This is a genomic window from Pseudomonas sp. FW305-70 (assembly GCF_058783925.1).
In genome coordinates, this window is the sequence record NZ_JBYSYZ010000056.1 from 1 (window position 1) to 13,601 (window position 13,601).

Below are 13,601 nucleotides of genomic sequence, written 5' to 3' on the forward strand. Positions count from 1 at the left end.
GGCCGGCACAGTCAACAAGGTTGTTGAATGTACCGGCCCCTTCGCGAGCAAGCCCGCTCCCACACTGGATATTCGTTGCCCACAAAGTTTGTACTCAATACACACTTTGTGGGCAGGCTTCAAATCACCCGCGGTGACGACCGCGGAAGTAGTTGATCAGCCCTTGAGTCGAGGCGTCCTCGGCCGGGGTTTCTTCGCTGCCGACCAGGCGGTTGTAGACACCCTTGCCCAGCTCCTTGCCCAGCTCCACGCCCCACTGGTCGAAGGCATTGATGCCCCAGATCACGCTTTGCACGAAGACTTTGTGTTCGTACATCGCCACCAGTGCGCCGAGGCGACGCGGGCTGATGCGCTCGACCACCAGGGTGTTGCTCGGACGATTGCCCGGGATCACCTTGTGCGGCGCGAGTTTGTGTACGTCGGCTTCACTCATGCCTTTGTCGCGCAGCTCGGTTTCGGCCTCGGCCAAGGTCTTGCCGAGCATCAGCGCCTGGCTTTGCGACAGGCAGTTGGCGTACAGCCACTGGTGGTGGTCGGACACCGGGTTGAAGCTGACGATCGGCACGATGAAGTCCGCCGGAATCAGTTGGGTGCCCTGGTGCAGCAGCTGGTGGTAGGCGTGCTGACCGTTGCAGCCGACACCGCCCCAGATCACCGGCCCGGTGTCGGTGGACACGGGCTTGCCGTCCTGGCGCACGCTTTTGCCGTTGGATTCCATGTCCAGCTGTTGCAGGTGCTTGGTGATGTTACGCAGGTAGTGATCGTATGGCAGGATCGCGTGGCTTTGCGCGCCCCAGAAGTTGCCGTACCACACGCCGAGCAATGCCAGCAGCACCGGCATGTTCTGTTCGAACGGTGCGCTCTGGAAGTGCTGGTCCATGGTGTAGGCACCGGACAGCAGTTCCTTGAAGTTGGACATGCCGATGGCCAGGGCAATCGGCAAGCCGATGGCCGACCACAGCGAGTAGCGGCCACCGACCCAGTCCCACATCGGGAAGATGTTTTCTTCGCGGATACCGAAGGCTACGGCGGCGGCGTTGTTGCTCGATACCGCGATGAAATGGCGATACAGCTCGGCTTCCGAACCCCCCTGGGCCAGATACCAGGCACGGGCGGCCTGGGCGTTTTTCAGGGTTTCGAGGGTATTGAAGGATTTCGACGAAACGATGAACAACGTGGTTTCGGCACGCAGTTTCATGGTCAGTTCGTGGAACTCGCTGCCGTCGATGTTTGCCAGGTAATGGCAACGCACGCCTTTCTGGGCGTAGGACAGCAAGGCTTCGGACACCAGTTCCGGGCCGAGGAACGAGCCACCGATGCCGATGTTCACCACGTCGGTGATCGGCTTCTCGGTGTAGCCGCGCCACAGACCGTCATGGATACGACCCACGAGGTCGGTGATCTGGTTCAGCACCTTGTGCACTTCCGGCATCACGTTGACGCCGTTGACCGACAGCTTGTCGCCAACCGGGCGACGCAGGGCTGTGTGCAGGGCCGGACGGCCTTCAGAGGAGTTGACGATTTCGCCGTCGAACAGCGATTTGATCGCGCCCTTGAGGTCGACTTCGTTGGCCAGGCCCACCAGCAGATTACGGGTCTCGGCGTTGATCAGGTTTTTCGAGTAGTCGAGAAACAGGCCGCAACTGCTGAGGGTGAATTGAGTAAAACGCTGCGGATCGGCATTGAAGGCTTCGCGCATGCTGAAATCCTGCATGGCTTGGCGGTGGTCATTCAACGCTTGCCAGGCGGGCAGAGCGGTAACGTCGTGAGGAGTGCGGTAATACGCCATCGCTGCGGTTTTCCTTTTTACTTGAACGGCCTTTTGAACACTAAAAATCCCGGAGCGCAATGGATGGGCGTTCCGGTCAACTGCGTCGACACGATTTCATGGCGCAGGGCGAATACAGTAAACCCCGCGCAATGATCTGTCTTGACTTTGTCTGACCTGTTTCCGGTACTTTTTTAACATCGAAGTTAGGAATGGTCCGACAAACGGAAGAGACAGGGCTCGGATCAGGCGACCTGGACCGGAATGGCATTGCTGGTGTGGCTCAGTTCATTGCCTGGTGCCATGTAGAGCATGCGCGGCTTGAAGTTGAGCAGTTCGGCTTCGCTGTAATGAGCGTAAGCGCAGATGATCACGCGATCACCGACCTTGGCCTTGTGCGCCGCGGCGCCGTTGACCGAGATCATGCGCGAACCTTCTTCACCACGGATGGCGTAGGTGGTGAAGCGCTCGCCGTTGTCGACGTTGTAGATCTGGATCTGTTCGTACTCGCGGATGCCGGACAGGTCCAGCCATTCACCGTCGATGGCACAGGAGCCTTCGTAATCGAGTACAGCGTGGGTGACTTCGGCGCGATGCAGCTTGGCTTTGAGCATGATGGCGTGCATGAATGTTTCCCAGGTCGGCGGGCAAGTGGCCCGAAGGGTTTGTGGGCGTCAGTAAGGTCTGTATGTGCGCAGCAGAACCCCTGTGGGAGCGAGCCTGCTCGCGATAGCGGTTGATCAGGCAAAACTGTTGTGACTGAACATCCGCTTTCGCGAGCAAGCCCGCTCCCACAGGTTTTTTTTTGTTGTCTAGATTGGCGCGTCGAGGTTCAGATGCAGGTTGTCGATCAACCGCGTCGTACCGAGGAACGCCGCCACCAGAATCACCAGGTCACGATCCTGCGCCGTCGCCGGGCGCAGGGTCAGGGCATGGCGGATTTCCAGATAGTCAGGACGCAGGCCAGCCGTTTCGAGCTGTTTGACCTGCGTGTCGATCAGCGCCGGGTAATCGCGTTCGCCCTGCTTGATCGCCTCGCTGATCGCATTCAGCGTGCGGTAGACCACCGGTGCCACAGCGCGTTGCTCTTCGTTGAGGAAACCGTTGCGCGACGACAGCGCCAGGCCATCGGCCGCCCGTACGGTCGGCTCGCCGATGATCTGGATCGGCATGTTCAGGTCATGTACCAGCGCGCGAATCACCGCCAGTTGCTGGAAGTCCTTCTCGCCAAAGATTGCCAGGTCCGGCTGGACCATGTTGAACAGCTTGCTGACCACCGTCGCCACGCCTTCGAAGTGCCCTGGCCGGCTTGCGCCACACAGGCCTTCGGACAATTGCGGGACACTGACGCGGGTCTGGCCGGCCATGCCGTCGGGATACATCTCCTCGACGGTTGGCGCGAACAGCAGATGACAACCGGCCTGGAGCAGTTTTTCCTGGTCGGCGGCGAGGGTGCGCGGGTACTTGTCGAGGTCTTCGCCAGCACCGAATTGCAGCGGGTTGACGAAGACGCTCGCCACCACGAAGTCCGCCCGTTGGGAGGCCTTGGTCACCAGCGCAACGTGGCCGCTGTGCAGGTTGCCCATGGTCGGCACAAAGGCAATGCGTTTGCCTTCGCTACGGGCACGGGCTACAGCGGCCCGCAGTTCACGTACGGTTTTTACGGTGTTCATGCAGAGAATCCGTGTTCGATTCCAGGGAAAGTCGCCGCCTTGACTTCAGTCACGTAGGCATTCAATGCAGCTTCAATGCTGGTTTGGCCAGTCATGAAGTTCTTCACGAATTTTGGCACGCGGCCGGTAATGGACAGCCCCAGCATGTCGTGCAGAACCAGCACCTGGCCATCGGTGCGATTGCCGGCGCCAATCCCGATCACCGGAATCTTCACCGCTTGGGTGATTTCTTCTGCCAGCTCGCTCGGGACGCATTCGAGCAACAGCATGGCCGCGCCAGCCTGTTCCAGGGCGATCGCGTCGGCACGCATCTGCCGCGCCTGGTTTTCATTGCGACCCTGGACCTTGTAGCCGCCAAGGATGTTCACCGACTGCGGCGTCAGGCCCATGTGCGCGCACACAGGGATGCCGCGCTCGGCCAGCAGGCGGATCGAATCGGCCAGCCACAACGCTCCTTCGACCTTGACCATGTGCGCGCCGGCCTGCATCAACAGGGCGCTGTTGGTCATGGCTTGTTCGGTGGTGGCATAGGCCATGAATGGCAGGTCGGCGAGGATCAGGGCATCGCTGTTACCGCGTTTGACGGCAGCCACGTGGTAAGCCATTTCTGCGGTGGTGACAGGCAAGGTGCTGTCGTGGCCCTGCAAAACCATGCCGAGGGAGTCGCCCACCAGCAGCACTTCGACGCCGGCCTGGTTGCAGGCGTGGGCGAAGGTTGCGTCGTAGCAGGTCAGCATGGTGATTTTTTCACCTTTTTGCTTCAGACCTTGCAGGGTGGTCAGGGTGATGGCTGGCATGAAAAGTTCCTCATTCAGGCGCTGTGGAAACTACTGCGAGTAACGCGCGTGATTCTTCGTTGAATACAGGCGCACGCTCTTTCGTCGTGCTTTTAAGGCCTGGATTGCGCCCTTGAACGCCGTGTAGGCGGCAGCGGGACGCCTATAGTCGTGAGGAGAACGAGGGAAGTCAATTGCGTGTGTTACCGCATTGTTACGGGTGGGGTGTTACCGGAGTAACTGATGCGATTCAGCAGCAGATCTTGTGCCCGACACAAAGCCAATGTGGGAGCGGGCTTGCTCGCGAAGGGGGTATCACATTCAACATTGATGTTGACTGATACACCGCTTTCGCGAGCAAGCCCGCTCCCACAGGGGATTTGTGTCACGTCGGGAGCAGGCGTTCCAACCCGACGAACGGGCAGGCTGCGAGTAATTCACTTAGCGTCCGGCCATCGGCCAATCGCAGGTCAGCAGGTGCCAGCTCGGCCAACGGATATAGCACGAAGGCCCGTTCCTGCATGTGGTAGTGGGGAACCTTGAGGCGCGGTTCGTCGATCAGGCGATCACCGAACAGCAAGATGTCGAGGTCCAGCGTACGCGGTCCCCAGCGTTCAAGGCGCTCGCGACCCTGGCCGTTTTCGATGGCCTGCAAGGCATCCAGCAATTCCAGTGGCGCCAGCGTGCTGTCGAGCGCGGCCACCGCATTGGTGTAGCGCGGTTGTCCGGGAAGCAGTGAGTCACTTTGATAAAACGCAGAAACCCCGACCAGCTCCGATTGCGGCAACTGCGCCAGCGCCTCGACGGCGCTGCGCAATTGTTCGGCAGGGTCAGCCAGATTGCTGCCCATGCCGATGTAGATGCGTTCCATGGATTACTCGCCCGTGGTGCTCGAAGCACCGGCGGCGCGCTTGCGCTTGGAACCAGCGCTGCGGCGACGCTTGCGCGGGGCGCCGGTGCCTTCTTCCTTGCCGCTGAGGTCGCGGATCATGTCGCGACGCTCGCTTTCATTGGCGTCCTGATAGTCGGTCCACCATTCGCCGAGGCCGTCAGTCTGCTCGCCTGCACTCTCGCGCAACAGCAGGAAGTCATAGCCGGCGCGGAAGCGCGGATTGTCCAGCAACAGATCGGCACGCTTGCCGCTGCGGCGCGGCAGGCGTTCCTGCATGTCCCAGATCTCGCGGATCGGCATGGTGAAGCGTTTCGGAATCGCGATTCGCTGGCACTGTTCGGCAATCAGCTCATGCGCCGCTTCCTGCATCGCCGGAATCGGCGGCATTCCACGCTCCTGCAGGCGCAGGACGCGCGCCGGCAGGGCAGGCCAGAGCAGGGCTGCAAACAGGAACGCCGGGGTGACCGGTTTGTTCTGCTTGATCCGCAGGTCGGTATTGATCAGGGCTTCGCTGATCAGGGTATGGGTGTAGGTCGGGTTGTATTCCAGTGCTTCGGCGCTGGCCGGGAACAGTGGATCGAACAATTGCAAGTCGACCAGCATTTCAAACGTATCGGCGGCGTGTCCGGAAAGGAACAGCTTGAGCACTTCTTCGAACAGGCGAGCCGACGGGATCTCGCGCAGCATCGGCGCCAGGTCGCGAATGGGCAGGGCACTGTGTTTTTCGATACCAAAGTTCAGCTTGGCGGCGAAACGCACGGCCCGCAGCATGCGTACCGGGTCTTCCTGGTAGCGTTGCTTCGGATCGCCGATCAGGCGGATCAGGTGATTGCGGATGTCGTGTACGCCGTTGGCGTAGTCGAGGATGCGTTCGCTGACCGGATCGTAATACAGGGCATTGATGGTGAAGTCGCGACGTTGCGCGTCTTCTTCCAGGGTGCCATAGACGTTATCGCGCAGGATGCGCCCGCTTTCGTTTCGCGAAGACTGGTTGCTGTCTTCCTCGTCTTCGTTTTGCGGGTGATTGGCGCGGAAGGTCGCGACTTCGATGATTTCGCGACCGAAGTGGATGTGCACCAATTTGAACCGACGCCCGATGATTCGCGCGTTACGGAATTCGGCCCGTACCTGCTCGGGTGTGGCGCTGGTGGCAACGTCGAAATCTTTCGGGGTAATGCCCAGCAACATGTCGCGCACGCAACCGCCCACCAGGTAAGCCTGGTAACCGGCGCTCTGCAGGCGTTCAACGATATTCACCGCGTAGCGGCTGAATTGCGCCTTTTGCAGCGAGTGTTGGCCGCTGTTGAGCACTTCAGGCGTGCTGCGAATGTGTTGCGTAGGACGCTTGGGAGAACGGAATGACTGGAACAGCTTCTTCAGCATGGGATGCACTGTTTGAAGGAATATTCGGCCATAACAGAAGAATGACCGCATGATGGGCGGGGATTCTAGCATTTAGTCGGGGGATGGTGTAGGACACAGCAGATATGAGCTGTAGGTCCGTAGGAGCGAGCTTGCTCGCGATGGACGTGAACGATGGCGCGTTTAGCCAGATACCCAACTGCGCCTTCAGGTTATTCGCGAGCAAGCTCGCTCCTACAGGTACAGGTACAGGTACAGGAAGTGGGTGTGGGGATGTGAATCGCAGAAACCACAAGGGGAGCCGAAGCTCCCCAAGAAGTAGTTGCATGCTCTATTTTTATTTTTGGTTTCGGGCTTTTTGTTTTTGTTAAGTGCCCTTGCCATGAAGCTTTCCTTCATGACCCTCCCAATCGGGAGCCAAGAGCAAACGGATTGCTTTGGTCGCTGAATTGCAGTGATCTTTCGATCCAACCAGTACAGGCTCTGTCTTAGGACAGTTTTTGTTGTTCTCGGCCTGGTCGTGGGGCAAGCCCCAAATACAACGCCTCTCCAAAAGAATCAGTTAGCTGCGCCTCTCGCCGTCTTGTTTTTATTGTGCGTGAGTCGATTCGTCTTATTTTTATTGTCTTGTGCATTGCTTGTTATTGTTCTTGTACCAAACATATAGCAGGGTGCGTGCCAACTTTTGCGAAACCCAATAAAACAAGGGGTTAGACCGGTTGCCAGGCATTTAGAAGGCGAAAAAAAGCCGGGGCTTCGTTACCGTAAGCCCCGGCTTCTGTTACGTGAAAAAACTGAGGTAACAGTTTTTTCACAAAGTCACGTGTTACCCGCACATGAGACAGGTGGGGTTCAGCTTTCGCTGGCCACCCCGGTCTTGCGCCGCGGGATGCCCAGGCGCTGGCGGCGTTCCCACAGGCATTTGCGGCTGACCCCGAGTTTGCGGGCCAGTTCGGTTTCAGTCATGTGGTCCTGATGCTCGAGGACGAAATGCTGGAAGTAGTCTTCCAGGGAGAGGTCTTCGGTCGGCTCGTGATTGTTGTTGCTGGCGTTGCCGTTGCCCTGTTGTGGGGGCAGGCCAATGAATTCGTCATCTTCCAGGTCGCTCAGCTCGATGTCGATGCCCAGCAACTCGGCGGAGATTTCCGGGCTTTCGCACAGGATAACGGCGCGCTCGACGGCGTTTTCCAGTTCGCGAACGTTGCCCGGCCAGGAGTAATGACGAATGGCTTGCTCGGCATCCGCGGCGAACTTCAGGTCGGTGCGGTTGATTCGCGCACTTTGCCGTGCCAGGAAGGCGTTGGCGATTTCGTTGACGTCCGCACCCCGTTCGCGCAGGGCTGGCAGCTTCAGCGCAATGACGTGGAGGCGGTAATACAAGTCTTCGCGGAACTGGCCAATTTTCGCCAGGCTCTTGAGGTCACGGTGAGTCGCGGCGATCAGGCGCACATCGACTTTTTGCGACTGCACCGAACCTACGCGACGAATTTCGCCTTCCTGCAATACGCGCAGCAGGCGAGCCTGGGCTTCCAGAGGCAGTTCGCCAATTTCGTCGAGGAACAAGGTACCGCCGTCCGCCGCTTCCACCAGGCCGGCGCGCCCGGCGCTGGCGCCGGTGAATGCGCCTTTTTCGTGGCCGAACAGTTCGGACTCGATCAGGCTTTCCGGAATGGCTGCGCAGTTCACCGAAATCATCGGTGCCTTGGCGCGTCTGGACAGGTTGTGCAGGGCGCGGGCCACCAGTTCTTTACCGGTGCCCGATTCGCCCTGGATCAGCACGTTGGAATCGGTTGGCGCGACTTTGCGGATCTTGCCATACAGGTCCTGCATCGGCGGGCATGAGCCGATAATGCCGATCTCACCGTTGCTGTTGTCGGCACCGGATTTCGCTGCACCGTTGGCGGCTTTGCCGGCAACCGCTTCACCACCGGCTTGTGCCGTTTGTCGGTCACGCAGGATTCGTGCGGCGGCTTGCAGCATTTCGTCGTGGTCGAATGGCTTGGCAATGTAATCCACCGCACCCATTTTCATCGAGTCGACTGCCGAGCGCAGGCTCGCGTAGCTGGTCATGATCAGCACCGGCGTACCTTGGGCGAGCTTGATCAACTCTGTGCCAGGCGCGCCCGGCAAGCGCAGGTCACTGACGATCAGATCGAACGAGGGAATGGTGAAGCGTTCTTGTGCTTCCTGCACTGAACCGGCTTCGCTGACCTGGTACTGGTTACGTTCCAGCAGGCGGCGCAAGGCGGAGCGGATAATGGTTTCGTCTTCGACGATCAAAATGTGCGGCATTGATTCGATACTCTCGACGGTCTCAGTTCACAGCGGACGTCGCTTCGACATGACGCGGCAAGGTAACCCTGATTCGGGTGCCGCGTTGGCTTTGAACATCAGCCGGGCTGTCGATGGTGATTTGTCCATAATGCTCTTCAACGATGGAATAGACCAGTGCAAGGCCCAGACCGGTGCCTTCGCCTGGGTCCTTGGTGGTGAAGAAAGGTTCGAACAATCGGTCCATGATGCTCGACGGAATACCGCTGCCTTCGTCCTCTACGATCAGATCGACCGTGTGTTCGCCGGCTTCGCTCTTGACCCGCACCGCACTGCCGGGAGGCGAAGCGTCACGGGCGTTTGAGAGCAGGTTGATCAACACCTGGGCCAGCCGTTGCGGGTCGCCTTCGACCCAGTGCTCGGGGTCGCACAGGTTGTAGAACTGCACTTCGAAATTGCGTCGGTTCAGCGCCAGCAGGCCGATGGCATCCTGAGCCACTTCGGCCAGACAGACGGGCTCGTCGCTGTGCTGATGGCTGCCGGCATGGGCAAAGCTCATCAGCGACTGGACAATGCGCGACACGCGTTTGGTCTGTTCGAGGATCTGCCCGCTGATCTCCTTCAGCTCGCCGTCTTCCTCGCGTTCTTCGCGCAGGTTCTGCGCCAGGCACGCGATACCGGTGATCGGGTTGCCGATTTCATGGGCCACGCCGGCCGCCAGGCGACCAATGCTCGCCAGGCGCTCGGAATGCACCAGTTTGTCCTCGAGCATCTGGGTTTCGGTCAGGTCTTCCACCAGCAACACCAGGCCACTGTTGCCCGGCGCCAGGGGTTCGTCGATCGCCGCTTTGTGCAGGTTCAGCCAGCGTGTCTGGCCGTCGAGGGCCAGGTGCTGCTTGTGCAAGTGCTCGTCCGGCAGATTGATGAAGCCTTGCAGCAGTTCTTTCCACGGATCGGCAATGGTGCTCAGGCGCGAACCGACCACACGCTGTGCGGCGATGCCGGTCAGCTCCTCCATGGCCTTGTTCCACATGAGGATTTCCTGATCTTTCGCCAGCGAACACACGCCCATCGGCAATTCCTGCAGGGTCTGGCGGTGATAGCGACGCAGGGCATCGAGTTCGGCGGCCAGGCCGGTCAGGCGTGAGTGGTAATCCTCGAGGCGGCTTTCGATGAAGTGAATGTCTTCAGTCACGTAGTTTTCGCCACCTGCCTTGTAAGGCAGGAACGTCTCGACCATGTCCTGGGCCACGCTCGGCCCCATCAGGCCGGAGAGGTTGGCTTCGATGCGGTCACGCAAGCGCCGCAGGGCATAGGGTCGGCGTTCGTCGAATGGCAGATAAAGGTCGCGCAGTGCCTGTTCCACTTCTTTCTGCGCCGCTTTTGCCCCCAGCGGTTTTGCAAGCTGCGTGGCGAACTCCTGGGGCGAGGCAGCGTGCAGTTCGCGGCGTTGCGGGCGGCGCACGTTATCCACGGCGCAAGCTTCGGCGGCGCTGGCCTCTTCGGTGCTGGCGTTGGTGAACAGCGAGATCAGGGTGAACATCAGTACGTTGGCCGCCAGCGAGGCAATCGCCGCCATGTGCCAGCTGGTGTCGTCCAGCACGTAGATCATGTTCAGCAGCGGAATGTAGAAGCCCTGCAGGTTACCGACCAGCGGTAACAACATGGTCACCAGCCACACCAGTATCCCCGCCAGCAAGCCCGCGATGAATCCGCGACGGTTGGCGGTCGGCCAGTACAGGACCGAGAGCACGCCCGGCAGGAACTGCAACGTGGCGACGAAAGCGACGATGCCGAGGTTGGCCAGGTCCTGTTCGGCGCCGAGCATCAGGTAGAAGCCGTAGCCAGCCATGATGATCGCGACAATCAGCGCCCGGCGGGTCCACTTCAGCCAGCGGTAGATGTTGCCTTCGGCCGGAGGTTGATACAGCGGCAGCACCAGGTGGTTCAAGGCCATCCCGGACAGCGCCAGCGTGGTGACGATGATCAGACCGCTGGCAGCAGACAGCCCACCGACATAGGCCAGCAGCGCCAGCGCCTTGCTGTTGGCGGCGATGCCGATGCCCAGGGTGAAGTATTCCGGATTGGTGGTGGCGCCCAGTTTCAGGCCGGCCCATAGAATCAGCGGCACCGCCAGGCTCATCAGCAGCAGGAAAAGCGGCAGGCCCCAGCTTGCACTGACCAGCGAGCGCGGGTTGAGGTTTTCGGTGAAGGTCATGTGATACATGTGCGGCATCACGATCGCCGAGGCGAAGAACACCAGCAACAGGGTGCGCCACGGGCCTTCCTGCAAAGGCGTGTGCAGGGCCGCGAGTGCGGTCTGGTTTTGCAGCAGCCAAAGCTCAAGCTGTTGCGGGCCGTCGAACACGCCGTAAAGCGCATACAACCCGACACCGCCGAGGGCGATCAGCTTGATCACCGATTCGAAGGCAATCGCGAACACCAGGCCTTCATGCTTTTCCCGGGTGGCGATGTGGCGGGAGCCGAAGAAAATCGTGAACAGCGTGATCAGTGCGCAGAAACTCAAGGCCACGCGATTTTGTACGGGTTCGCGGGTGAGGATGCCGATGGAGTCGGCGACCGCCTGAATCTGCAGGGCCAGCAACGGCAATACGCCGACCAGCATGAAAATCGTGGTCAGCGCTCCGGCCCAGGTGCTGCGGAAGCGGAAGGCAAACAGATCCGCCAGGGACGACAGTTGATAAGTGCGGGTGATCTTCAGGATCGGATAAAGCAACACCGGCGCCAGCAGAAAGGCCCCGGAAACGCCCAGGTAGCTGGACAGAAAGCCGTAGCCGTACTGATAGGCCAGGCCCACGGTGCCGTAAAACGCCCAGGCACTGGCATAGACGCCCAGTGACAGGGTGTAGGTCAGCGGGTGGCGAATGATCGCCCGGGGAATCATGCCCCGTTCACTGATCCAGGCCACACCGAACAGCACCGCCAGGTACGCGGCGCTGATCAGGATCATCTGGGTCAGGCTAAAGCTCATCGGCATCTTTTTGGCTCTGCAGGATGAAGGTCACGACGATCAGAATCAGCCAGAGCAGATAAGGGCGATACCAGGCGCCAGTGGCGTCGATCCACCAATCCATGATGGCCGGGGAAAACAGGTAAATGCCCACTACCAAAAGCAGGACCAAGCGATAGATGTACATCCCGGCCTCTCTTTTTTTATGTGCGTGCCCGAAAACGTGCGGCGATGGTAACGGATGGGCGCGGCACTGCAAGTGTGATCACAACAGCTGTGCCTCGGGCAGGCTCAGTGTGCGCGGGATCAGCGAGGCATCCCAGTGGGCAATGCCCCAGTTCAGCACTTCCCGTGGTGTGGCATCAATCAGTTCGGTTCCCGGGTTCTGTCCCAGTGCACGCAGCGCCCGCAATAACAGTGGCGTTGCCTGATCCTCGGTCAACGGCGGCGAACGGTAGGATTTACCGAGCTTATGGCCATCAGGCTGAGTAATCAGCGGGATATGCAGATAACGCGGTTGCGGCAGGCCGAGCAGTTCTTGCAGGTACAACTGGCGGGGCGTGGAGTCCAGCAGGTCGGCACCCCGAACGATATCGGTGATGCCCTGCCAGGCATCGTCCAGGACCACGGCCAGTTGATAGGCGTAGAGCCCGTCGCGGCGGCGGATCACGAAATCGCCGACTTCCCGGCCCAGGTGCTGGCGGTACTCGCCCTGCACCCGGTCGAGGAAGTGGTACTCCAGCTCCGGTACGCGCAGGCGGATGGCGGCATCATCGGCGCCATGGCCGGCATTGCGGCACAGCCCCGGATAAATCCCGTGATACGGTTCCAGCTGTTTGCGCGAACAGGTGCAGGCGTAGGCCAGGCCGTGATTGAACAGGCGATTGAGCACCTCGGCGTAGGCGTCGTGCCGCTCGCTTTGGCGAACCAGGTCGCCATCCCACTCGAAGCCATAGCTTTCCAGGGCCTTGAGAATGGCCGCCTGGGCGCCGGGTTCCTCGCGGGGCGGATCAAGGTCTTCCATGCGCATCAGCCAGCGTCCGCCCACCGAGCGCGCATCAAGGTACGAGGCCAGCGCTGCGACCAGAGAACCGAAATGCAGATGGCCACTGGGCGTGGGGGCAAAGCGCCCGATGTAGGTGGATGAGGCGATGGCAGTCATAAGGGCAGTGTTACTTTTTCCAGGCTTGCGCTAACCACCTTGTGGGAGCGGGCTTGCTCGCGAAGAGGCCATCAGCCTCGACATCAATATAGGCTGATGCACCGCTTTCGCGAGCAAGCCCGCTCCCACAGGTTTGCTGCCGAGGCGAATTTTAGAAACAAAAACGGAGCGTTCGCACGCTCCGTTCTTCGTTCAAGTCGCAATTACTTGCCGACTTGCTTTTCCTTGATTTCCGCCAGGGTCTTGCAGTCGATGCACAGGTCGGCGGTAGGGCGCGCTTCGAGGCGCTTGACGCCGATTTCGATGCCGCAGGATTCACACCAGCCGTACTCTTCGTCTTCGATCAGCTGAAGTGTCTTGTCGATCTTCTTGATCAACTTGCGTTCACGATCGCGGGCACGCAGTTCAAGAGCGAATTCCTCTTCCTGGCTGGCACGGTCTGCCGGATCAGGGAAGTTGGCCGCTTCGTCCTTCATGTGGTCCACGGTCTTGTCGACACCTTCCATCAGCTCTTTTTTCCACTGATTCAGGACCTTGGTGAAGTGCTTGCGCATGGGCTCGCCCATGTACTCTTCGCCAGCTTTCTGAACATAGGGCTCGAAGCCGCTGATTGCCTGGTTTTGCTGCTTTGCTTGGGTGGACATGAAATAGACCGCCTCTACTCTTGTAATCCATCTGCGCAGGATTGCTCCATCACCGGCACCTGCCGGCCCTGCGGCTGCAAGC

General features: G+C 59.8%; 11 protein-coding genes. All 11 read right to left on the minus strand.

Annotated elements, in window-relative coordinates:
• Nucleotides 1–124: 124 nt before the first annotated feature.
• Nucleotides 125–1,789, minus strand: a complete 1,665-nt coding sequence (pgi, locus tag AC3WN7_RS26460; protein WP_015096864.1) for a glucose-6-phosphate isomerase — start codon at nucleotides 1,787–1,789, stop codon at nucleotides 125–127.
• A 224-nt stretch (nucleotides 1,790–2,013) separates the two neighbouring features.
• Nucleotides 2,014–2,394 (minus strand): aspartate 1-decarboxylase, encoded by a 381-nt coding sequence (gene panD / locus AC3WN7_RS26465; RefSeq protein WP_003228271.1) that lies wholly within the window; start codon nucleotides 2,392–2,394, stop codon nucleotides 2,014–2,016.
• Nucleotides 2,395–2,580: 186 nt separating this feature from the next.
• Nucleotides 2,581–3,441: a pantoate--beta-alanine ligase gene (gene panC / locus AC3WN7_RS26470; protein ID WP_102675582.1), complete on the minus strand. Its 861-nt coding sequence runs from the start codon at nucleotides 3,439–3,441 to the stop codon at nucleotides 2,581–2,583.
• Nucleotides 3,438–4,238 carry a 3-methyl-2-oxobutanoate hydroxymethyltransferase gene (panB, locus tag AC3WN7_RS26475; RefSeq protein ID WP_095965623.1) on the minus strand — a complete coding sequence of 267 codons (801 nt, stop codon included), beginning with the start codon at nucleotides 4,236–4,238 and terminating at the stop codon, nucleotides 3,438–3,440. Before panB ends, panC begins: the two co-directional genes overlap by 4 nt.
• A gap of 364 nt (nucleotides 4,239–4,602) precedes the next feature.
• Complete coding sequence (gene folK / locus AC3WN7_RS26480; RefSeq protein ID WP_095965622.1) at nucleotides 4,603–5,088, minus strand: 2-amino-4-hydroxy-6-hydroxymethyldihydropteridine diphosphokinase; 486 nt, start codon at nucleotides 5,086–5,088, stop codon at nucleotides 4,603–4,605.
• A 3-nt stretch (nucleotides 5,089–5,091) separates the two neighbouring features.
• On the minus strand, nucleotides 5,092–6,492 hold the full coding sequence (locus tag AC3WN7_RS26485; protein ID WP_173862160.1) for a polynucleotide adenylyltransferase PcnB: 1,401 nt from the start codon (nucleotides 6,490–6,492) through the stop codon (nucleotides 5,092–5,094).
• An 831-nt stretch (nucleotides 6,493–7,323) separates the two neighbouring features.
• A complete protein-coding gene (locus tag AC3WN7_RS26490) occupies nucleotides 7,324–8,763 on the minus strand; it encodes a sigma-54-dependent transcriptional regulator (protein ID WP_095965619.1) in 1,440 nt (479 codons plus the stop codon).
• 22 nt (nucleotides 8,764–8,785) lie between these two features.
• Nucleotides 8,786–11,740 (minus strand): sensor histidine kinase, encoded by a 2,955-nt coding sequence (locus AC3WN7_RS26495; RefSeq protein ID WP_007971103.1) that lies wholly within the window; start codon nucleotides 11,738–11,740, stop codon nucleotides 8,786–8,788.
• Nucleotides 11,724–11,900: a hypothetical protein gene (locus tag AC3WN7_RS26500; RefSeq protein ID WP_003176118.1), complete on the minus strand. Its 177-nt coding sequence runs from the start codon at nucleotides 11,898–11,900 to the stop codon at nucleotides 11,724–11,726. Before AC3WN7_RS26500 ends, AC3WN7_RS26495 begins: the two co-directional genes overlap by 17 nt.
• 78 nt (nucleotides 11,901–11,978) lie before the next feature.
• Nucleotides 11,979–12,875 (minus strand): tRNA glutamyl-Q(34) synthetase GluQRS, encoded by an 897-nt coding sequence (gene gluQRS / locus AC3WN7_RS26505; protein ID WP_095965618.1) that lies wholly within the window; start codon nucleotides 12,873–12,875, stop codon nucleotides 11,979–11,981.
• Nucleotides 12,876–13,078: 203 nt separating this feature from the next.
• The gene (gene dksA, locus AC3WN7_RS26510) at nucleotides 13,079–13,519 is read right to left on the minus strand and encodes an RNA polymerase-binding protein DksA (protein WP_007971100.1); all 441 of its coding nucleotides are present in this window, start codon (nucleotides 13,517–13,519) and stop codon (nucleotides 13,079–13,081) included.
• Between the last annotated feature and the right edge of the window lie 82 nt (nucleotides 13,520–13,601).